At 37.2% G+C, this 20,658-nt stretch carries 26 protein-coding genes; all 26 read right to left on the reverse strand.

All coding sequences use genetic code 11. The features are described from left to right. Window positions 1-3 precede the first annotated feature (3 nt). Window positions 4-402: a phage holin gene (locus tag F3I00_RS07575; RefSeq protein WP_065169680.1), complete on the reverse strand. Its 399-nt coding sequence runs from the start codon at window positions 400-402 to the stop codon at window positions 4-6. Further along, the gene (locus F3I00_RS07580; RefSeq protein ID WP_159311046.1) at window positions 399-635 is read right to left on the reverse strand and encodes a hypothetical protein; all 237 of its coding nucleotides are present in this window, start codon (window positions 633-635) and stop codon (window positions 399-401) included. Before F3I00_RS07580 ends, F3I00_RS07575 begins: the two co-directional genes overlap by 4 nt. Before the next feature lie 13 nt (window positions 636-648). After that, a complete protein-coding gene (locus F3I00_RS07585) occupies window positions 649-1,050 on the reverse strand; it encodes a hypothetical protein (RefSeq protein ID WP_003656253.1) in 402 nt (133 codons plus the stop codon). Between the two features lie 61 nt (window positions 1,051-1,111). Then, window positions 1,112-1,255: an XkdX family protein gene (locus F3I00_RS07590; RefSeq protein ID WP_100215364.1), complete on the reverse strand. Its 144-nt coding sequence runs from the start codon at window positions 1,253-1,255 to the stop codon at window positions 1,112-1,114. Next, window positions 1,255-1,908: a hypothetical protein gene (locus F3I00_RS07595; protein ID WP_035422715.1), complete on the reverse strand. Its 654-nt coding sequence runs from the start codon at window positions 1,906-1,908 to the stop codon at window positions 1,255-1,257. The genes F3I00_RS07590 and F3I00_RS07595 overlap by 1 nt, the downstream gene beginning before the upstream one ends. A gap of 19 nt (window positions 1,909-1,927) precedes the next feature. Beyond that, entirely contained in the window at window positions 1,928-2,359 is a 432-nt protein-coding gene (locus tag F3I00_RS07600; protein WP_159311047.1) for a hypothetical protein, read from the reverse strand. Between the two features lie 26 nt (window positions 2,360-2,385). Continuing rightward, the gene (locus F3I00_RS07605) at window positions 2,386-4,956 is read right to left on the reverse strand and encodes a CotH kinase family protein (RefSeq protein ID WP_159311048.1); all 2,571 of its coding nucleotides are present in this window, start codon (window positions 4,954-4,956) and stop codon (window positions 2,386-2,388) included. Then, window positions 4,956-5,333, reverse strand: coding sequence for a hypothetical protein (locus F3I00_RS07610; RefSeq protein WP_159311049.1), 378 nt, complete (start codon window positions 5,331-5,333; stop codon window positions 4,956-4,958). The genes F3I00_RS07605 and F3I00_RS07610 overlap by 1 nt, the downstream gene beginning before the upstream one ends. Beyond that, window positions 5,323-7,698 (reverse strand): phage tail protein, encoded by a 2,376-nt coding sequence (locus tag F3I00_RS07615; protein ID WP_236547630.1) that lies wholly within the window; start codon window positions 7,696-7,698, stop codon window positions 5,323-5,325. The genes F3I00_RS07610 and F3I00_RS07615 overlap by 11 nt, the downstream gene beginning before the upstream one ends. A 14-nt stretch (window positions 7,699-7,712) precedes the next feature. Continuing rightward, window positions 7,713-8,528: a hypothetical protein gene (locus F3I00_RS07620; protein WP_159311051.1), complete on the reverse strand. Its 816-nt coding sequence runs from the start codon at window positions 8,526-8,528 to the stop codon at window positions 7,713-7,715. Beyond that, entirely contained in the window at window positions 8,516-11,026 is a 2,511-nt protein-coding gene (locus F3I00_RS07625; RefSeq protein WP_236547631.1) for a phage tail tape measure protein, read from the reverse strand. The genes F3I00_RS07620 and F3I00_RS07625 overlap by 13 nt, the downstream gene beginning before the upstream one ends. Before the next feature lie 48 nt (window positions 11,027-11,074). After that, the gene (locus F3I00_RS10805; RefSeq protein WP_236547632.1) at window positions 11,075-11,887 is read right to left on the reverse strand and encodes a phage tail tape measure protein; all 813 of its coding nucleotides are present in this window, start codon (window positions 11,885-11,887) and stop codon (window positions 11,075-11,077) included. Then, window positions 11,880-12,200 carry a hypothetical protein gene (locus F3I00_RS07630; protein WP_159311052.1) on the reverse strand — a complete coding sequence of 107 codons (321 nt, stop codon included), beginning with the start codon at window positions 12,198-12,200 and terminating at the stop codon, window positions 11,880-11,882. The genes F3I00_RS10805 and F3I00_RS07630 overlap by 8 nt, the downstream gene beginning before the upstream one ends. 47 nt (window positions 12,201-12,247) lie before the next feature. Then, window positions 12,248-12,634: a tail assembly chaperone gene (locus F3I00_RS07635; RefSeq protein ID WP_077959552.1), complete on the reverse strand. Its 387-nt coding sequence runs from the start codon at window positions 12,632-12,634 to the stop codon at window positions 12,248-12,250. Further along, entirely contained in the window at window positions 12,634-13,263 is a 630-nt protein-coding gene (locus F3I00_RS07640; protein WP_159311053.1) for a phage major tail protein, TP901-1 family, read from the reverse strand. Before F3I00_RS07640 ends, F3I00_RS07635 begins: the two co-directional genes overlap by 1 nt. Further along, the gene (locus tag F3I00_RS07645; protein ID WP_003648529.1) at window positions 13,264-13,653 is read right to left on the reverse strand and encodes a hypothetical protein; all 390 of its coding nucleotides are present in this window, start codon (window positions 13,651-13,653) and stop codon (window positions 13,264-13,266) included. Continuing rightward, window positions 13,650-14,024 carry an HK97-gp10 family putative phage morphogenesis protein gene (locus F3I00_RS07650; RefSeq protein ID WP_236547633.1) on the reverse strand — a complete coding sequence of 125 codons (375 nt, stop codon included), beginning with the start codon at window positions 14,022-14,024 and terminating at the stop codon, window positions 13,650-13,652. Before F3I00_RS07650 ends, F3I00_RS07645 begins: the two co-directional genes overlap by 4 nt. Next, entirely contained in the window at window positions 14,008-14,319 is a 312-nt protein-coding gene (locus tag F3I00_RS07655) for a hypothetical protein (protein ID WP_003648527.1), read from the reverse strand. Before F3I00_RS07655 ends, F3I00_RS07650 begins: the two co-directional genes overlap by 17 nt. After that, window positions 14,309-14,650, reverse strand: coding sequence for a phage head-tail connector protein (locus F3I00_RS07660; protein WP_003648526.1), 342 nt, complete (start codon window positions 14,648-14,650; stop codon window positions 14,309-14,311). Before F3I00_RS07660 ends, F3I00_RS07655 begins: the two co-directional genes overlap by 11 nt. A 14-nt stretch (window positions 14,651-14,664) precedes the next feature. Beyond that, entirely contained in the window at window positions 14,665-15,573 is a 909-nt protein-coding gene (locus F3I00_RS07665; RefSeq protein WP_077959555.1) for a hypothetical protein, read from the reverse strand. Between the two features lie 10 nt (window positions 15,574-15,583). Further along, complete coding sequence (locus F3I00_RS07670) at window positions 15,584-16,177, reverse strand: DUF4355 domain-containing protein (RefSeq protein ID WP_077959556.1); 594 nt, start codon at window positions 16,175-16,177, stop codon at window positions 15,584-15,586. An 85-nt stretch (window positions 16,178-16,262) separates the two neighbouring features. Next, entirely contained in the window at window positions 16,263-16,463 is a 201-nt protein-coding gene (locus F3I00_RS07675) for a hypothetical protein (RefSeq protein WP_159311055.1), read from the reverse strand. 61 nt (window positions 16,464-16,524) lie between these two features. Beyond that, window positions 16,525-17,508 carry a hypothetical protein gene (locus F3I00_RS07680; RefSeq protein ID WP_159311056.1) on the reverse strand — a complete coding sequence of 328 codons (984 nt, stop codon included), beginning with the start codon at window positions 17,506-17,508 and terminating at the stop codon, window positions 16,525-16,527. Next, window positions 17,483-18,889 carry a phage portal protein gene (locus tag F3I00_RS07685; protein WP_159311057.1) on the reverse strand — a complete coding sequence of 469 codons (1,407 nt, stop codon included), beginning with the start codon at window positions 18,887-18,889 and terminating at the stop codon, window positions 17,483-17,485. The genes F3I00_RS07680 and F3I00_RS07685 overlap by 26 nt, the downstream gene beginning before the upstream one ends. 13 nt (window positions 18,890-18,902) lie before the next feature. Next, window positions 18,903-20,135: a PBSX family phage terminase large subunit gene (locus tag F3I00_RS07690; protein ID WP_159311058.1), complete on the reverse strand. Its 1,233-nt coding sequence runs from the start codon at window positions 20,133-20,135 to the stop codon at window positions 18,903-18,905. Beyond that, window positions 20,098-20,607: a small terminase subunit gene (locus tag F3I00_RS07695; protein ID WP_159311093.1), complete on the reverse strand. Its 510-nt coding sequence runs from the start codon at window positions 20,605-20,607 to the stop codon at window positions 20,098-20,100. Before F3I00_RS07695 ends, F3I00_RS07690 begins: the two co-directional genes overlap by 38 nt. Window positions 20,608-20,658: the final 51 nt, after the last annotated feature.

The following is a 20,658-nucleotide window of genomic DNA, read 5'->3' on the forward strand; positions in this document are numbered from 1 at the left end:
CTCCTACTTCTTAACTTCCTTTAACTCGCCAACAATGGCCGTCTTAGGCTTATCAACGGTGTCAGCGATTGACTGTGCTTGCTTCATCGCAGTCACAGCCTTTTCAACCATACCTTTTACAAAACTCATTGTTGGGTGTGGTAAGTGTGCCATATCTAAGAGTAAGAACAAGCCTTGAACGACGGAAGTTAACTTATCTTCGCCGTCCCCTCCCCTCTTTTCTGCTTGGTAGACAAGGGGACTTACAGATTGAGCAATTATCTTTTCAGACTTTGCCAAAAGGTCGCCTTGTGCTGCTTTCTTGTCAATTGCAATCTTGTGTTTAGCGTATATAGAAGCAACAATGACTGCTGCAACTGATGTAACTACAATTGTTAAATCTAATAGATGATTGAAATTCATTTCTTTTCCTCCCTATCAAAAGAAGCACCTCGTTGAGATGCTTCAAGTTTGATTATTAAAATTTTTAACTGGTTGATTTTGTCTTTTAGCTTTTCAACTTCTATTTCTTTTTGTTGATAAAGCTCTTCATAATGTTTCTTTTCTTCTTTTAGTTCCCCATACAGCCACTTAATGCCAGCTCCTACAGTTGCCAAAATACCCACTATATAAGGTAGTGCCTTAATAAATTCCACAGCACCACCTCCTCTAGTAATTATGTTTTTTACTTTTTCCGATGATTGAAAAAACGAAAATCAGAATAACTGTTTCAGCAACTCCAGCTATTAACATATGCGGTTTATGGGCTATAAAACCATGACTAAACTCTGCTGTAGCTTCAAAAGCTAATAGCCCTGCTGTCATGATAAGCAAGTTACGATTAGCATATATTTTACCTGAAGCACTTAATGCCCACTTTAAAAGCAAAATGCCATCTACTACAAATACGCCACCTACTAAATCATCATTCAAAACGCTAATCATGAAAGGTGGCCAAAAGAAGTAGTCATCGTTAAAAATAAGAATTAGTCCTATTAAAACCATTCCTAAAGCTAAAATTTCATGTTGTAGGTGTTCAGTATAGAGGAGATGCTTTAGTTTTTGTTTCATATACTATTCTCCTATCAGCCGCCCTTGCGTACTGTTTATTTCTTAGGCGACTTTCAACTTGCTAGGCTACATATGTTTGACCAGCGATCTTTTCAAAATCATCTGGGGCAAGTAATCCACTATTTACATTTGCTTTAAGGTCATCTAAAGTAATCCAACCCCAGTCAAGCTGTTCTTTATATATTTCTAGTAATAAATCAGGCATTATTTGTCACCTTCCTTAGTATTTAAAACAGTATCTAATTTTGAACTTAATGTAGCCATTTGTTGAGTAAGGCTAGTTAACATTCTAGTGGTTTGAACACTCATCTTTTCAACTCTATCAGCTGATTTATCATGGCCTTCACTATCTTTTTGAAGATCTTGAACTCTTTGAGCTAAATCGGTTAATTGTTGCCCTTGACTTTTAGCATCAGTTGCTACCCAAGCACCACTATCATAATCAAAAACTTGATTAGTGTATGCAACGTTAGGCTCTACTGGTGTATATGGCCAAGTTGGTTTAGTAATCTTAAAAGGAAGTTCAATTGGACCAGCACAATCAATTTGGCGATCTCCCACCATGCCACTAATCCAAACTAATGAAGTTTCAGTTACATCAGCAAGTTTCTTAGGTTGATCCGTTGAGACTGGCGTTTCTGGCTCAGCAGGTTGAGGATCTGCTGGTTTTACATCAGTTGCTTTGTTTGCTGGGTCACTTAACGTATGATCTGTAGGCTCTGGTTTTGATTCAGTGACTGGAGTATTAGTAGTTTTTTCATCTGCAGCTTTTGAAGTATTAACTGCAGATGTAGTTGTGTTTTCAGTAGTATTCTTTTGTTCGGCTGTCTTGTTCTCTACGTGTGTTTCTTCATTCATAATTCTTCACTCTTTTCCTTTAAGCTAATTCATTCTTTACATATAAAGCCGTTGCTTGCACACTATTAGCATCTTGTACTTGTGATGTAGGGAATTGATTTACCCATACTAAAGCAGTAGGGTTCAGCGGATCTGCCACATAATTTCCGCATACAAATCCATTAGTTTGTGATCCAATCCAGCATTTAAAAGTATAACCTGTGATATTTGGGGCTGCGACTTGAAAAGAAGCGTCCCAGTATTGTGCAGCGGGATTTGTAATTTGACCTGATGCTGTAGATGTGGGGACTTTTACATTTTCAAAATGTAGCAAACCATGAACCGCAAACATGTTTCCGATAGTCCCTAAGGTTGTACGCTTTAGTCCATCTTGCGAATTACCAATTAAAACGCTATCTGTAGTAGCTGGGTTACCGTTTTCACTTAAGTTCATAAATTTAATATCTGCCATAATAATTTTTCTCCTTTAAAGTAATTTTATTTGTGTTCTAAGTTTTGTACCTTTGCTTGAAGCTGTTGAATTGTATTTTCTGTGTTATCTAGATACCGCTTTTTAAACCAATCCACTCTTTGCATATACCATCTACCAATACGATTGACATTATCAACTGACGTGTTAGGCGTGTAAGGCCACACATCAAGTTCTGCATCAAATGCTTTGAGTGGAATATGTCTAACAAAATCAACAAAAGCTGTATCTACTGCTGAATCAGACATAACTCCATCAACTAAAGCCTTTGTCCGATTTAAAATCTCATCTTTGTAGAATTTCCACAATTGATACATTAATCTGTTAGCATTGGTTATATTCTCAAAAGTCACACCATGATCTCGCCAGTCGTCTGTATCAGACTTAGCAGGCATATGTTCTAAGAAGTCTGGCGTACGTCCGAAGATTGAATCTAGGTCATATGCTGCAAAGTACCATTTTTTGCCATCGAATGTTTGAAGTAGGTAGTTTCTGAAAATACCATCATCGTTATCGACTAAAACGGAAAAAATGTAGTAGTCAATTGCACTGTCAATATCTAGTAATGGACTAACTGCCTTATTGAAGTCATCTACCGAATTATAACTTGCAATAACAGCCCTGATTAACTCATTAACTGAATCCTTAGCCCATGTAGTATCTTTAGTGCTACAGAACTGCAATTCCATCTGGTCGTCTTCCAAGTTAGTTTCTTTCAAAAAAGCACCTTGTGGCGTCCAAATAGTATCAATAATTGCGTATTTATTCTCAGACTTCTTAGGCATTTTAGCCATCCAATCATCTTTAGGAATGTTGAAGGTATATAGTCCCCAATATTGATCGTTGATATAAACAGCAATTGGAAAACCATCTACTGCACCATAAGTTCCACCAATCGAGAGTTGTGGATCGGTTTCAGCAACTATACGGTTACCTTTGCTGTCTACTAATTGATCACCATTTATGTTGAGAATTCCCGTGTCAGCATGCTTGTGCGTATCTCTGATACTTCCCCAAAGTCTAGCACCAACGACGTTAAGTGCTTGTGATGGATCCCCATAGTTTGCTTTAATGACATACTTATGATTTTTGCCATATCCTCTAAACGCTTCAAAATTATTGTCTAAGTTCAAAGTGTAATTCTTCTTAGGATTGCCAACGCTAGAAGAACCTTGTACTTTAAACTTTTCTACAGTCCCAGAAACTCCATATGCTGGAAAACTATAAGTAACTTCGTTCTTCAAGGTTTTAGATTTATCCTTTAGAGATAAGATATTATCTCCCCACAGGTAAAGAACTGGCATGCCATACTTTTTAGGCTTAAAGGTTGTTGCGTTTTTGATTGCTTCTCCAACTGCTTGACCATCGGCTGGTAATCCAGCTTGCGTAAGGGTTACATCAGTTAGTGGCAACCACTTATAACCGCCGATGCGATTACCATAGTCATCTGTGATATGGTTACCCAATTGGTCAGTAATAAGAATATCTGTTAGCTGACCAGCGCCTTCTAGGTTCTGGATATCAACGCTGTTTTTCTTGATTCCCAGAGAATTAAGTCCAATATCAGTGATGTTTTGGTTAATTTGACCCGCTTGTTTTATCAAGTCTTCCTTGAGAGGTGCTAGTTCAGAGTTCTCAATGCCAATAGCTTGATAATTACCGCAGTCCTTCCAAGCTCCGTACAAGTATACCCACTTGTGACCTGTATCAACCGTAATGAAGATACCATCTGCACCAGTAGGATATTTGGTAGTCAGCTCTCCAGCGTTAGCAACTGCAATCGGGTTGGTCTTCATCTGAGACAAACGTTCATTAATTGCACTGTTCATCGTATCCATTCCAGTTTTGAATTCAGGTCTAGTTACAATGTCATAATTAGCAATCTGTTGTTGCGTGCCAGCTAAATGTTGACTGATATTCTCTTGTTCTGCGCGGTTAGCTCTAATCTCTCCATTAAGTGCATCAAGATTTTCTCTTGATGTTTTAAGAGATGTATCAATGTTGTTCTTGGTTTCAACTATTAGTTGAGCAATCTTTTGATTACCGTCAGCAACCATTTTATCGGTTTTGACTTGATATTCACGTTCTAAGCTATCAAGTCGTGAACTGTAATACTTATATGTATTACCAATTCTAAGATCGTTACCTAGCACTTCGAACACGATATTTACACTGGTTAAGACGTTGCCATTACCATCTTTTAAGCCAAAATGTCCCTTAAAGATACCCTCTTGAGGAAACATTTGATCTTCTAAGATGTAGTCCATTACACCGCCATCGTGTGCATTTTCCATTGAGCCTTGCCACTCACGGTAAAGGGCATCTGGAGCCATGATAATCTCTTGAGTGTTTGGATCTTCGTAATGCTTACCTACTGCACCTTGAATAAATGGAATGAACCCGTGAACATTCATTACACGTCCTTGGTCATACCACTTGAAAGGAAGAGCCTTGCCGTTATCGTTTACTCGAACTTTAAAAAAGTTGCTAAGTCTTACATAGCCTTCGCCTTCTTTAGCAATGTCAGCAGGAAAGTAATATGGTTGCCCGTTATTGTTAATTGTTGGAATATTATTCATTAGTCAAGTTTCACCTCCTCAGCCATTTGACTATGATTGTCTTCACTAGAACTAATTGTATGAACTGCTGTAGCTCCATCGCCAAAGACGGCAGTCTTTAGCTTAGTAATCTCTCTATTGATATCAACGATATCTTGCTTCATATCAGCCACTTTATCAGGTAGAACTTCTAACTTAGTGACACGCTCATCTAGGTTTTTAACCTGTGTTTCTAATGTATCCAACTTCTGAGCCTGTCGCATACAGTACTCTAGCCCTTGCGCCATAGCTTCACGGACATCAACGCCAAACTTCTTATGACGTATGGCGTCTCCGATCTCTTCTGGCGTTAGTTTCTTACCATTTATATGATTGGCATCAAAATAATTAGTTGCCATTACTCTCTCCTTTCTTTTCTAATTTATCTAGCCTTTCTCCTAAGGCTTTCAACTGTTCGGCTGTCGCATACTTAACTGGCAGTTCATCATCTAAAAACTTCTTGATTTTGGCATAATCTGTTAAGTGTTTATCTAACTCATCTTTAATTTTTTGAACATTAAAATCACTCTGTTCTGAAACATGTTGAACCTTTTGATTAGTCTGATTATTGCTACTTTCAGCACTCATAGCACCAGATGAAAGATTAGCAATGGTCAAAGATTGTTGGGCTAGAGTTTTTTGAATTGATTGAAAACGAGCGTTAATCTTTTTACCATCTTCAATCTGGTAATCTGTCAAACTCTTAGCAACATCAGCAATCTTTAAGCTGCTGTTTCTTTCGTGTGCAAAATTAATATCTTTCTCGACAACTTGAAGTAATTGAGCTGTCTTAGATACTTGCGGATTAATGAACTGATACGAATCTCCAACATTAAAACGATCAAATTCAGGCAATTCAAGCGCTGAAACCTCAAACGAGTTCTTAGTGACATGCTGCTTTTCATTAGCAAGCCATTTTTCACCCATTTGTTTAATTTGAGCTGGATCTTGCAGGTCATCAAAAATTTGCGTTCCTTCAATTACTCCAAACTGTCGTATTAAGTCGGCATCTTGAATATAATCCTTACCGCCATTCACGCTAGAAATATTAAATCTAGGCTGTGGGCTTTCATCTTCGTACGTTGTTGAATGGCTATCACTGTCACCTTTTTGACCACCCTCTTTGATCAACTTTAAAGGATCTAACCAAGCCCAGTTAGGATCGAATGAATGACCTTTGGTATAGCCTTCATACCAAGATTTCTTAGTAACCCCAATATGAACGTGACTAGTATCACGAATACCAATTACATCGCCAGTCTTAATCGTTTGTCCTTGAGTAACCCTGATATTCCCACGACTGGAAAAAGCTTCTTGATAAACAATGTCGTATCCATCTCTTGAATGAGTCACAACATACCAGCCAATGTAGCCGTCATTGCTAATTCTGGTTACTGTTCCACCATGGATTGCATGAACTTCGCTACCAGGGTGATCAATTGAGCCAAAATCTAGCCCGTCATGAAAGTTATTAGTTCGACCATTGCCAGGGTGAACGCCAAACAATTGAGCAGACATAAAATGACCTTCTCCAACTGATGGAAAAGGCCACCCCCAAGAGTTAAGTGAACCCTTATGAGTAGTTGTACTGCTTACTTCTGTTAATCGGCGCTTACCATTAGGCGACCAAGAATGATAAATCTGCCATTTATCAACTTCTGCTTTCCAATCATTCATATTGAATAATGCGCAGAGTTGATCGAACCCAGATTTCCATGTAGTAAATGGCTTTACCATATAATTTTGAAAAGTACTCTCTACAAATTGAAGTAAGCCAGCGCTTGGGTGTCCTGCTTGTGCATTAGCATCCCAGCCGTTTACTACTGTTTCAGAACCATTACTTTCTCCACGAATCATGTTCTTAATTTTCTGAACATATTCATCGGTAATATTGACGCCCATAACTTTAGCAGCATTCTTAATTGCCTGCGTCCAGTCGCCATTAACTGCGTGAGTTACACCAGTAGCAACTCCATCTTCGTTGACAGTGTCGTCATTACCTAATGTAGTCTTAGGTGCTGGCTGAACCTTACCTAGTGGAATTAATCTAGTGATTATCCCAGTAGGATCAATAGTCTGTTTAACCGATAACATATTTTTACCAACAGAAATAGGAGTGTCCGCCTTGTGGGATACTCCTATTGTTTTGGTGTAATCAATGTAATTAATCTGTTTATCGTGGTCATATCGAACTCTGATATAACCGCCACTCTTGTTAATCAGTTGGGCTGTGATTGCTTCTTTAGTAGTTGGATAATCAATCTGACGTTGAACAATACCATCTTTATCAGAATAATCGCACTTACCTAATTGAAAATGCTTATACTTATCATTTAATTGGTCATTATGCACCTTAATTAACTTTTGCAAGTATTGTTTAGCACTTGATCCAGAATCATTATCAAAGCGCTGTATGCTGTCTAATAAGTAAGCGTCAATTGCTTCAAAAATATACTCACGAGTGAAACCACCATTAGAAGCCATTTCTTTAGTCGGCTTAATCGCTCGACCACGAAAGATAAGTTCATTATCTTCATAAACGTCAATGTGAGTAATAAGTGGTTCAACTCGATCATAGAGAGGATTTAGCTGATTAACAGTAAGATCAAGGTCATCAATATCTGTCAGCTTTAAATTTAAGCTACCAGATACTAAATTCCTTGTTGCTAGATTTTGGTCGTATACGATAAAGCCGTTCTTATCAGTTGGCTTATCGTATGCCACAATCCTATAGCCCACTAAATCATCTCCTCTCGCTTAAACTGAAAGTGAACTGTGCCATTACCTGAAACGGTCAGGCTAGTTACTCCAACTGGTAGCATTACAGTTACCTTAGTTGCGCCAGCTTGATCTAAATCAAGATTGATATTAGAACCTGTTACTTTAACTTTGCCAGTAACTGCAAAACCCAACTCGACCGGCTTAGAGCCGTAATTATCAAGGTCAGCCTTAACTGAACTGGTATTCACTTCAAAGGTGGTTTGCTGGCATTCCCAATTATCAAAATTGATCTCGTCCCAGATATCACTACCTTCATAACTTCTAGCAATTGCATAAGGATATGCCTTAAATTTCACTGTTGCTGTCAAAGTACCGTTACTCTCATCATCAGAACACTCAACGCTTTCAGATTTAGCAGAAAAACAGAACCCAGAATTAAAAGTATCATCAAGCTCTCTATATCCTGCTGCTTGCATGATTAGACGCTTGATTTCCTTTTCTTTGGCTTTCCTATATGAATAATCTTCATCAACTAAAAGAAGCTCGTAAGTGATCTCACGGGCTTCAAAAAATCTCTGATTATCTAAGTTAGAAAAGTCTTCCTCCCCTTGTGAGTAAGGAACAGAATAGGTTATCTCTTTCTCTGTTGGCGTTGGTGCATCCCTTTTAGTGAGCCACCAGCCTTTGTCAGCAGAGTTGAAGTTAGCAAAGGTAAAACCTTCATCAGGTGACATATACAGATCGACATCTGAATTCTTATCTAGATCATGAAAATCGTATCTTTCTTGATATTGACGATTAAATTGAGAAAATAAATCTTCTATTTGGACCACCTGTCTTTCAAGTTAATTTTACCTCCGATAGTTTCATCATATTGAGGGGCTGTTTTAGCTACTAATGTACCATCATCAAGGATCATCGTATTGTCCTTATTAGCAATTTTACGAAGTAATTCAGTGTTAGTCTTCTGCAATCCGCTTTCTTGCATGGTTACGTTTTGGTTGTAGTTACCGCCTTGAACCATACCATTAAGTCGATCGATTGATTCAGAATACTGTTGAGAATTAATTGCAGGAATAGTTAACTGATTATCATTTAAAGCATTCTGTGCTTTATCCATGATTCCAGTAACTTGACTTGAAATCACTCCCGCCATTCCAGAAACATTATCTTGAACATCGCTAAATCCATTAGTTAAACCGCCATTCAATCCAGACATGATAGCTAAACCAGCTGGAATCAATAACTGTTCATCGTAAGATAATGGACCCTTGTGTTCCTTAATCCAGTTACCAATACCACTTACAAAGCTCTTAACATTCTCCCAAACATCTTTTAGACCTTTGAGAAGTGAGTTCATGATTGCCCGACCTTGAGCGCCTAAATCAATGTGCATTACCGATTTAATGAACTGAACATTATTATTAAAAATTCCTTTAATTGCGTTCCAAATTGAACTGAATACTCCCTTAACGGCGTTCATTACTGTTCTAACAATAGATTGAACAGCATTAATCCCAATTTGAACAACTGACTTAATACCATTCCATACAGTCTGAGCAACTCCTTTAATCGCATTCCATGCACCAGACCAGTCACCACGAATTACAGCAGTAATCGCTCTAATAATACCAGCCACCGCATTAATAGCGGTTGAAATTACTGTAGTAATAATTTTCCAAACCGTACTTACAATTGTAGTAAGAATATTCCAACCAGCTGTGAATATGGTCTTGATGATATTCATTCCAGCTCTGATTACAGTTTGAATATTCTTAAACACAGCTGAAATGTAGTTTCTAATTACATTCCAGACGGTTCTAGTTACAAGCAAAATTCCTTGCCATAATAAGTTAAAGAAAGCTTTGATTGGGGTCCAGATAGCTTTGATAACTGCAACTATCGTCTTAAAGATGACAACTAAACCTTGCCAAGTTACTTTTGCAACTAGCACAATTCCTTGCCACAAAAGATTGAAAAATATCTTAATCGGATTCCAAATCGCCTTTATCACAGTAACCATCGCTGTGAAAAGTACAGTTAATCCTTGCCAAGTTATCCTTGCTACAGTAATAATTCCAGCCCACAATCCACTAAAGAACGTCTTTATTGGATTCCAAATTGCTTTGATTGTTGAAACAATTGAATTAAATGCCACAACAAGACCTTGCCATATTGCCTTAGCAACGGTAACAATTCCAGTCCACAAAGTTCTATAGAAATCAGCTAATGCACTAAAATAATTTTCAAGCGCAGAGATAATTGGTTTAACGCCGTCTACTATACTCTGCCAAACATTCTTGACTACTGTAACTAAGCTTCGCCATATTGAAGCTATAGCATTAATTAATGGACTAAAGAAAGAAACTAGTCCTTGCCAAATACTCTTAGCAACTGAAACTATCCCATTCCAAACATTTTGGACTGTAGTTGCAATTTCAGAAAAGAACTGAGTTAAACCTGACCAAATGGATTTAGTAACTTGTACAATTCCTTGCCATAAATTACTAAAGAAACCTGCAATTCCATTCCAAGCACCTCTTACTGCATTCACAGCAGTATTAAACGCTTGAACTATAGCATTCCACACTGTTTGCGCTACCTGAACTAGTGATTGCCACGCTTGTTTTAACCAACTGACAAAATTAGACCACATTTGTTGCCCAGTTTTTGTTTTAGTGAAAAATATAGCTAACGCTGCAACAACAGCAACTATTCCCACTACTATCCATGTTATTGGATTAGCTAAAATTGCTGAGTTGAAAGCCCATTGCGCAATTGCCGCTAAATGAGAACTCTGTGCTAGAGTACCAAACGCTGCCTCAGCAGTTTTAGCTCCTGACGCCACTTGAACAATACCAGTACCTACTTTTATGAAATTACTAATTCCAGTAACTCCACCAGAGATAGTTCCTGCAATAGTTTTAGCATTTCTTAAAAATAGACCTACAGAAGTTGTTGCAGTACCAATAGCTGGACTTAAACCAATAAACCCACGAATAAATTGAGCAGTTGCTGAATTCGAGTCAGTAGCCCATTGAAGCATAGCATTAGCATTTCTAATTGACGCACCATTAATATCTTGAGCAGACTTCATAGATTTATTACGAAGCGATTCCCAGTTACCACCTAATTGTTCAATACTTGAACCAATGTTTTTCTGCATTTCATTAGCTTGCTCTTTCAAAGAAGCATTAGCCTTTTTAGTAGAACCAGCTGCCTTTTCTTGTTCTCTTGCGTAAGCGTCCCAAGATACTTTAGCGTCATTTGTTTTATTCTTCACTGTGTCAAGTAATGGAACAATAGCTTGCATACCAGCAGTACCAAACATCGCCTTTAATTTTTGAGCTTTTTCATCAGGATTTAAGCCGTTTAAAGCCTAATTTAACTCACGCAAAATTGTAGGGAATTTCTTCATATTTCCTTGCGCATCAGTAAAGCTGATACCCAAACTAGTCATCGCATCTTTTGCAACTTTAGAAGGAGCCATCATTTGCAAAATAGCATGGTTCAAATCCATAGAAGCTTGTGCTGCACTAAATCCTTTATTAGTTAACAGACCAATTGCTTCTGATGTTACTTGCAAACTCATGCCAGCTTGACCAGCTGAACCACCAATAGTAGCAAGCGCCTGTTGCATGTCTTCAACGCTAGCGTTTGACGCATTAGCAGTTTGAACTAATATAGCTGCTGCTTGTTGAGGGGAATCCAAAGATTTACCCCAAATGTTCATTGCTTCTTGAACAACCCCTGCAGTAGCTTTGATATCAGCACCGGCAGCAGTAGCAGCTTGAGCAATCGCCGGGAATTGTTTCTTAATGTCTCCAATAGATGCACCATTACGAGCCATCTCAATCATGGCATCAGCACAATCTTGTGCAGATAATGGTAAGTCAGCACCCATTTTATTGGCTAAATCATCAAGTTGACCAATATCTTTAGCTGTACCACCTGCAACAACTGCTGCTTGATTCAAACTGGCTTCAAATTTACCAAAAGAATCAAGTGACTTGACACCCATTGCAGCAACTGCTGCACCTGCTACAGTCATACCAGTACCAATATCTTCCATTGAGATTTTTGAACCTTCACTGAAAGATTTTGCTTTAGCTGCTGCTGCATCTAAACCAGAAGTAAATCCTTGGTCAATTGCTGAAAGAACGGCAACTATGCTAAATGATTCATTATTCATTAGTTGTCTCCTTCCTTGGGTGCAATTTTTGGTACTCTTTAATCCGCTTAATCATAATGTCTTGCTTGCTCATATGATCTTGCTTAGATTTACTATTTAATGGCTTATAATCAGGCTCAAACGTACTCCTTACTTGATCAATTGCTTCTTGTTTATCAAAGAAATCATTAAAATCTGTAAAAACGGCATTACCATCTTTATCGAATGCCTGCGCATTCCGATTCATCCATGCAGAAGTAGCTGTATCATACTGCTTTTCAACTTGTTTTAGGTTATATGCCTCCATTCGAAGTTCATATTCAGCAATGGTCATTGCATCTATGTCCTTTAGACTATGAAAACCTAAGTAAGCTAGAGAATTTAACCTAATTTCTCTAAATTCTTGTTCATAGCTTGTTCTTGTGCCTTTTTCATAGTCTTTAGAACGTTTTTTACCTGTGCCTTAGTAGCATTAGCAGTTTCGATTTCTTTCAAGATACTGTCACAGAGTTTTTTAATATCTGCGTCAGTTTCTAAATAATGGTCAATATCAGTAGACGTTGGGCGCTCCTTGTTGATCCATGTAGCGTTTAAAAGAATTTCAGATAAACCAATTGGATCATATTGAGATAGTGATGCTACAGCTTGATTAATGCCCATTCCTTGGGATAAACCATTTCCGCTGATATTGTGATTTTGGTTCATTAAAAGAACCCAACGAATGCCAAAGTTTAAGTCATAGGTTTTACCATTAATTTTAATTTGCATTAATCGTGACCTCCTTGAGTAGTATGTGATTCACTAGAGCTATTTTTTTCAGTCGGTACAGTGTCATTACTTGGATCAGCATTATTCTCATAAGCTAAACCACCGCCATCAGTACCATCTTCCTTAGCTGTACCAGTAATTTGACCAATACCACGGAATGCATAAGCAAGCATGTCTTGATCGTAATCACTAAGAGTTAAGTATCCTCTTCGTGGAGTACCAATAACTTCCATCTTTGGGGAACGTTCAGCTGCTGAGTCAGCTTTAAAGCTAGGCTTATCTTCGGTAACCTTAGCTCTTGCATAAATAGCCCAGAATTGTCCTTTATTGTTAACTCTATCTAAATTAATTAGCCAATACTCGACAACCTCATCATTAAGTACTGCATCATAGAATTCGTCTGAAACTTTGTTGATACCTTCATAGAATGTTTGGTCAATTTCAGTTGTTAACCCTGCACTAGTTGAAATATTTCCAGACTTAGTAGTTGTTGATTTAGAATTACGCTTGAAAGAAATACTTGAATCTCCCTCAAGTGGAACAATTTCCGCTTTTTCTTTAGTTGCATTCTTTAGTAAGCGAAAATATGACACCATTCGTTTACCAGCTAATGCTTGAACTTCTGCCATTTAAATTTTTCCTTTCGTATAAACAAATTCAAGTGTCAAAACACCGTGAAATAACCGAGTATTTGGAACGCTTGAATCGGGTAATATTCTTTTTTGAATATTTTTCAAGTTAAACGTGTAATGTTCGCTACTAACACGATTCACACACAACTTGTTCATCATCTGAGTAACTAGAAAGCGCATATCTTGGTCGCCCCAAACGTTAACTGTTTGAGTAATTGTGCCAGAATATGCATTTTTCAAATCATCAGAAACTAAATTCGTTTCTGCTATCTCAACAAACGGGTACTTAGTCCCGTCTCTTGGCAATGAGTCGTAAGTATCAAAACCTAACTCATTTTGTGCAAAAAAATAAAGCCTATCAAAAAGCTCTTCTTGTACATCTATCATTTTCTAACCAAATTCATTACATCTTTATAAAACTGTTGCTTAATTTTCTGAAATGCAGGGTTAAGCGTAGGCTCTGCTTCCATGTATCTAGTTCCGTATTCAACATATGGAAAATAAGACGTTCCGGGTGCAACTGTAGCTTTCATTCCATCATCACTAATGGTTAGTGTCGTGCTACGTCTAGTTGTTCCTTTTGAGTAACCTTTTACATAAGCAACCGATTTAGTCATACGCTTTTGGGCGTCTTCTTGAAGATCTGCCCCGTTTTTCATGACTACATTACGAATCTGCTTACCAGAATACTTTTTGGCATCAATACCAGAAACTAACGCACTTAATCCTTCAATTTTTATCTCAGCCAACGTCTTCACCTACAATCACTGCATAACCTTTTTGAACATTCAATGAGCTAATGAACCGATACTTTCGATCATCTTCATCAATCGTTAAGTAATCCCAATCATTAGCTACTTTTTCTTTGAATCTAATCGTTTTAGATCCTTGCTTAATTCCACCTAGTAATTGAACTTGGTTCTTAAGTCCCAAATCAGTCACGTTAGCAAATAATGAATCAATAAGAATGGGTTCAGCATTATGCTTATGAGTACGTGGATTATATTTGCCATCAGAATTCTTAAACAAGCTAACAATCGTGTCATACCTCATATGGATTCACCCACATCCCTTGATTAAGAACATTATTATCTTGACGATAATGCTCAATCTCATCTTTAAAGTCGTCAAAATCGTTGGAATTGAAAGTTATGCTTTCTCCGTCTTGACTATAAGACGCCATACCTTCGTTTTTAAGCCGATTAAACTTCTTTACAGCAACTGCACGCACAATATGTTCTAACGATTGTGGAAGATCTTCATTAATTGATAAGAGTAACTTTAAAGCATCAGTTGCATCTTCAAGATAAATTTCAAGTAAATCATCATACTCATCAGTTTTAAGCTGAAGTGCAATCTTGACTTTAGCTAATTTATCAGACACCTAGACCACTTCCTTTAGTGCCCTACGCTAGCGCCACCGGCTTGAGATGGTCCAGGAACTGTAATAGATGAAGTTACAATACCATCGGTTCTTTCTGGCAAAATTAACCAGCCTCCTGCTGCAACGGTTTGATAACTTAATGAGTCATCAAGTCTACTATGAGTTACACCAATTAAGCCAGTTTCATCTACTGTCATATTAAAAGCATTACCTGCTTGTCCGTGCATATCTACATAATAGAAATTGATGTTGTTATCTACAGTTAGCACAACTTTACCTTCTGGAATGGAAGTGCTTAAAAATACTACATCAGCATTTAAAAAGTTTTGTAGATATTTCAAACCAAAGGCAGTTTGAGTAGTAATTTGTGCCTTACCCAAGTAGCCATATACATCACTTGGGTTAGCATAAACGATAGTAGTTCCAACATTATCAACGTCTTCAAATAAACCAGCTAACTTGCCTAAGCCATTAGAAATTGCTCCTTGCAAAGCATTGCCAGAAGTAGCTGTAGTTCCTTTGCTAGTTAATGCTGAAAAGAAGTCCTTTTTAGCATTCTTTTGTGCAATGGATAAAAGACGCTGGTCAGTAAATGTTACTGCTTGATCAAATCCATCTTGTTGAATTGCTTCAAAAGTAGTTACTTTTCGTAACTTGTCAGTAAGGCTTAAAGTATAAACTTTATCCTTTGTTCGTTTAACTTGCGTTAACGGAATTACTTCTCCTTCATCTACCGTTCGACTAGTAGCTTCTTTGATTTCCTTTTTATAAGTTTGAATTTGTGTCCCTGATGCCATTGGATGCATTCGAACATGTCCCATCGCACCAAGTAAGGTCTTTACATTATCAGAAAATTGTTCTACAAAATCAATTGAGTGTGCTACTAATTTATCACTAGTAACTACATTTTCATCTACAGTCATTTAATTTCTCCTATCTGTAATCTTTAATATGCTCTTGAATCATCTGAACTCGTTTAACCGGATCAGAGATTTTCCTTACTTTCGCACGATCAAAAGGCTTGGTATCACTTCCAGTAATCTTAGGAGTATCGCCTTTTAGAAATTCTTGCTTAGTCTGCTTTACGATATCATCATAAAAAGAACTAAGAGCTTTCATGTTAACTGATACTTGTTTCTCATCAATTCCAGAGGGCACGACAAGCTTTAACACTTCCTTAGGCACAATTACACCAGCCTTGTTGAATTGCTGTGCTACTGTATCCATTTGATCTCTACGGGTTAGTTGAGCTTTAAGATTTTCATTTTCTTTCTTAGTTTCATCTAATTCTGGATTCTCAACTTTATCTTCCTTAGATTTATCTTGTGATTTAAGCTTTTCTGTCAAAGTTTTCACTTGATCTTGTAACTTAGCATTTAAATCTTCAGAAGCCTTTCGTTGACCAACCTCTTGATCAATACGCTTTCTCATTTTTTCAATCTGCTTAGTAACTGTTGGTTCTTCCTTAGCCTTGGGTTGAACTTCATCTTTTACTTCTTCAGATTGAGTCTTGCTTTCGTCTTCCATGTTTAACCTCCTCGCATTTTAAGGCTTGGGAGCCTATAACCTCGCATTTAACGTCTTGGGAGACAAACAAAAAAGAACAGTCAATTTAACTGTTCTTTACTTTCAATTCATTATTAATTTGGATTAAATAATCTCCATAATGAGCAATTTCAATATTGTTTTTTCCATAAATAAAAAACACTTTTTGCCCATTTTCTTCATTACTTAGTATAATCTTATTTTTTGAAACTAATCTCCATGCCCAATCTGGCCATGGTGTTCCAAACTTATATTTTTTCTTTTTCATTGTTTGAATTAATCAAATCACTTAAACCTTTAATGGCGATAGCTACTGACTTTAAGTCATATCAAGACTTTGTGTCACTCTTTGTAATACTTTCATCAACCCAGTGAGCAGAAATAGAACACATACAATTAGGATGCACTGGAATATCTGGTACATCTTTGGCTTTATAAACTCCATCTTCGTCATAGCCGTTATCTTTATAAGCTATTTCACGGCATACTTTGCATGCTGAACCCTCAGCAATCCATTTAACATACTTATATCCAGTATCTATAATGGACTTTTTTTGAGCTTCAAATTGCACTCTTGCCATCTCAGTTCTAGCCAATCTTTCAGCAGCATATTCTTGATTACTTACAGTAGAAGACACCATTCCAGTTAGCCATTTTGCCATCTGTTGTGGTGATTCACCACGGATAACTGCACTAGATATTAAACCATCTAATTGTCCTTTTAATCCGTCCATATCAGACCATATACGTTTTGAAAAGCTTGCACCTGCTACTTGCTTAGCAATCTGTTCTTGAACTTCCTTTGAAGTCCACAAATTAGATTTAGTAGTAATTCCTAAAATACCTGCTTGTCGCTCTTTTTCTTTGATGTAATCATTCCAAAGTTTGTTAGTTAGACTTTCTTCTTGATCAACGCCAAGTTCAACAAGTCTAGCTCCAATCTTTGATTTAATGATCTCATTACGATTAATACGCATAGTTGCGTTATATATCTTAAGACGATCATTGACATCCTTTGAGAAGTCTTTACGAGTAACGTGTTTACCGCTAGCCCTGATTGCCTTAGCCTTATTAACTGCCCTTTTTGCTAATGCTTCATACTCTTTCATCCCCTCAGAAGTAACAAGCTTGCCATTTGCTAATGCTAAATCTGCTTTAATTTGTTGGTTAAGATCGACAATAGCATGGTTATACATCTCAACTATATGTTGGTTGTACTTTTCCATATCTTTTTTAGCTGAATCTTGCCAAACCTTTTCAGCCTTGGCTCTTGCATCCCAGTAAGCCTTACTTTTCTTGAGACTTGTCATCATCGTCACCAGAATTCAAATAATCAGGTAGTGATCCAGCTGCTTGTTGAGCATTCTTAATAGAATCTTGTTTTTCCTGGTTCATTTGCTTAATTTCTTCATCAGGATCACTAACGAACGGTAGCAATTTTAATGCTGTGCGTTGAGATACTAATCCTTCAACGTTCTTAGCTTTTGAAATAGCACCAGCCACATCAGTTGGTAGGTTTGGATAGAACTCAATTGACAACTGATTCCATAAATCAGGTTTATTGACTACTTGACCAACAGAAAAAATCACCCGAAACAATTGTCTGAGTGATTTTTTGAATTTTCTAACTTGGTTTGCTGTTTTATTTTGTAAAGATAGTAGCTTGTATTGAAGAGCTACACCACTTTGATTACCTGCAAATGCTTGATCGTTAAGGTTAGGAACCATTGACACTTGATAAATCAAATCTTCCAATCGTTTTAAATAATTTTCTTGCATACCATCGTTATCAGGCTTTGAAACGAATTCAAGTTTCGGTTCCGTTCCTGGTGTCGTATTAGGTAGATACAAAAATCTATTATTTACTAGATCAAGGATAGGCTTTCCTGTCTTCTTATTAGTCTTCAAATGAACATTAAATAGTGCTAAATATGCATTATCAAAATATTCATTCTGATTAGCCTTTTGGCTAAGTACCTTATCATAAGCATTTAACAATGTCTTAACTGGATCAAGAACACCTTGACGTTCTTCATTTTCATAGAACTCAATCGCTGGAACCATCTTATAAGGATTAACTGTATCATCATCTGATATCTTCATATCATCAAAATCATAAACCTTATTAGCATAGTAAATTTTACCTCTAGCTTGCCAATCGCTCTCAGTGTCGTAATACTCATACATCACAAAGGCTAATGGTTCTCTGTTAACTGTATTGTCATAGATAATAAATGCTTTGGACGGACTAACATAATTAAACTCTGTTTCAGCATTCTCATTCTGATAAACATATCCAATTGAGCGTCCATAAATGCTTGTTTGTTTCCCTAACTCATTGAGTTTATCAAAGAATGAAACGTGATTCAGCCAATCTTGCAAACTATCATTGTTACTACCTTTTTCTAGTGTGATCTTAGGTGCTACACCTAATGAATATCCATTATAGGTATCAACAATATACTTAGCTAAATTAGCCACTAATCGGTTATCAGGTCCAAATTCTTTGGGATCATCGTCTAAAATATCGTGTTTACTCAAATAAAGTCTCATATTCTCACGATATTTAGGCTGTAAATGATCTGTATTCCAGTTAATGAATCCTTTCAACTCATCATTAGTCAGCTCTGCATCCCTTGGAAATAAGAAAGTACCATTTCTTGTAACTAATCCTCTACCTCTAACTTTTTTCAACTAATCACCACCTTTAAATATAAATATTTGGAATAAATTCATTGTCAAGTTGTTTGTGCTGGTTATATAAACCATATCTGAATGAATCCATTACGTTATCATGCTCTTTCTTAGGCACACCTTTAACTGGATCCCAAACATATTGATATAAGTCGTCTAAAAAAGGATCTGCACAACTGCGCAAAACCTTAAACTTGCCTAATTTAATTCGAGATGAGCAATATTCAATCCCATCCATAACCGATTTATCAGCATTTCTAGCTTGAATATCTTGTTGCTGGAAATAAGATACATATTCCGGACGTGCTGAATCACACCAAAAATTAATCCCATAACCACGCTTGTCCTGTATTTGTTGAGCTATATCTACCCAGTAATCAATATATTTGCCAGTCGATTTATAAACACCGATTAGATAAGAGATATCAGTGTCGAGATCATCGCCCATGACTGTGATTACATTCTCATGTCCCTTAGCAAAGCCCCAGTCAACACCGCAATAATACTCTAAGTCATCAGGTACTTCATCAACCACCATAGTGTCCTTATTAAAGTCTTGGTAAACAATTCCGTCACCTGTAACCCACTGACCTAAAATACCACGGTCATAAAACATTCCTCTTGGAGTAGCAGCCTTAATTGCCTCAACATAATCTTTAGAAAGAAATGTATTGTCATCTATTGTAAACGTAAATGACTTTATACGTGCTTTTGGATCATGATTATCAATGTAATCTGTCTTAAGCCAATGCGTGGGAATATCAGGGTTTGTGTCACAGATAATTCTTGCTGATCTAACAGAACAACGCTGTACGATTTCCTGAAATACTTCATGCGTGGCTAATGATGCTTCGTTGATATATGCTCCGTAAGAAGTCATACCACGAATAGCACCAATTCCTCGAACCGACCCTGTATAAGCTGGCACTATATCAATACCGAAAAGATGATAATGACCATGTCTATCGGTCTTCATCACTATTCCGAATTGATTTTCAATTGATGAGATAACGTTTGTATAGATTGAATTTGAACTATACCCCGCAAGAATATATTGAGGGTGTGGCTCTTTCTCAATCTCAGCAAGCTTTTTAATTCGTTTCAACTCTAGTAAGAAAAGATAGTTATCTATCACTGTCTTACCAGCACGAACAGCACCATTTAAGATTAAGTACTTCCAATCATCGTTAAGGTAGGACTGCAACACCTTAATCTGTTTCTTCGTTAATAGATTTATCAGTGCCAACTTTCCCTGCCTCCTCAATTAGTTTGTTTAATACCTGATCTAATTGCTCGTTGTCCTCAGTTCCAAGCCGTTCAGCCACAATTGCCTTAGCTTCTTTAATTCGTGCATCAGCATTAGCTTTTCTAATGTTAGCTAAAACCAATTCACGCTCTTCCTTAGACAACTGGCTGTCATTGTACTTGTCACGCCAATTATTTTTCAGAAAGAAAATCATCGCTGTAGTGTTACCTGATAAGGCTTTTTTCAGCAATGCGTTCTCAACAATGATATTTATTTCATCTCGTCCTCTTTTTAATGCCTGCCCAATCTGTACATGCTCACGTTTCCACTTGTTTAAGGTATTAATACTAATACCTATGTTATGAGCTATTTCAGCATCAGTCAGACCGTCACGCTTCCAACCTTGAAGAAGTACAAGCTTGTCTTTATCTAGCCACTCTTTATACATCGCTCTAGCCATTGCAAGTAACACCACCACCTTAGTTTTATGCAAAAATAAAAAGCCAGCTTATGCTGACTTAAA

The sequence above is a fragment of the Lactobacillus sp. JM1 genome, assembly GCF_009834385.1.
GTDB classification, from domain to species: Bacteria; Bacillota; Bacilli; order Lactobacillales; family Lactobacillaceae; genus Lactobacillus; species Lactobacillus paragasseri.

Coding starts and splice junctions, on each gene's coding strand:
- F3I00_RS07575 (WP_065169680.1), bottom strand. CDS start 402: ATGAATTTCAATCATCTATTAGATTTAACAATTGTAGTTACATCAGTT.
- F3I00_RS07585 (WP_003656253.1), bottom strand. CDS start 1,050: ATGAAACAAAAACTAAAGCATCTCCTCTATACTGAACACCTACAACAT.
- F3I00_RS07590 (WP_100215364.1), bottom strand. CDS start 1,255: ATGCCTGATTTATTACTAGAAATATATAAAGAACAGCTTGACTGGGGT.
- F3I00_RS07595 (WP_035422715.1), bottom strand. CDS start 1,908: ATGAATGAAGAAACACACGTAGAGAACAAGACAGCCGAACAAAAGAAT.
- F3I00_RS07600 (WP_159311047.1), bottom strand. CDS start 2,359: ATGGCAGATATTAAATTTATGAACTTAAGTGAAAACGGTAACCCAGCT.
- F3I00_RS07605 (WP_159311048.1), bottom strand. CDS start 4,956: ATGAATAATATTCCAACAATTAACAATAACGGGCAACCATATTACTTT.
- F3I00_RS07610 (WP_159311049.1), bottom strand. CDS start 5,333: ATGGCAACTAATTATTTTGATGCCAATCATATAAATGGTAAGAAACTA.
- F3I00_RS07625 (WP_236547631.1), bottom strand. CDS start 11,026: ATGTTTGGTACTGCTGGTATGCAAGCTATTGTTCCATTACTTGACACA.
- F3I00_RS10805 (WP_236547632.1), bottom strand. CDS start 11,887: ATGAATAATGAATCATTTAGCATAGTTGCCGTTCTTTCAGCAATTGAC.
- F3I00_RS07630 (WP_159311052.1), bottom strand. CDS start 12,200: ATGACCATTGCTGAATATGAACTTCGAATGGAGGCATATAACCTAAAA.
- F3I00_RS07635 (WP_077959552.1), bottom strand. CDS start 12,634: ATGCAAATTAAAATTAATGGTAAAACCTATGACTTAAACTTTGGCATT.
- F3I00_RS07640 (WP_159311053.1), bottom strand. CDS start 13,263: ATGGCAGAAGTTCAAGCATTAGCTGGTAAACGAATGGTGTCATATTTT.
- F3I00_RS07645 (WP_003648529.1), bottom strand. CDS start 13,653: ATGATAGATGTACAAGAAGAGCTTTTTGATAGGCTTTATTTTTTTGCA.
- F3I00_RS07655 (WP_003648527.1), bottom strand. CDS start 14,319: ATGAGGTATGACACGATTGTTAGCTTGTTTAAGAATTCTGATGGCAAA.
- F3I00_RS07665 (WP_077959555.1), bottom strand. CDS start 15,573: ATGACTGTAGATGAAAATGTAGTTACTAGTGATAAATTAGTAGCACAC.
- F3I00_RS07670 (WP_077959556.1), bottom strand. CDS start 16,177: ATGGAAGACGAAAGCAAGACTCAATCTGAAGAAGTAAAAGATGAAGTT.
- F3I00_RS07675 (WP_159311055.1), bottom strand. CDS start 16,463: ATGAAAAAGAAAAAATATAAGTTTGGAACACCATGGCCAGATTGGGCA.
- F3I00_RS07680 (WP_159311056.1), bottom strand. CDS start 17,508: ATGATGACAAGTCTCAAGAAAAGTAAGGCTTACTGGGATGCAAGAGCC.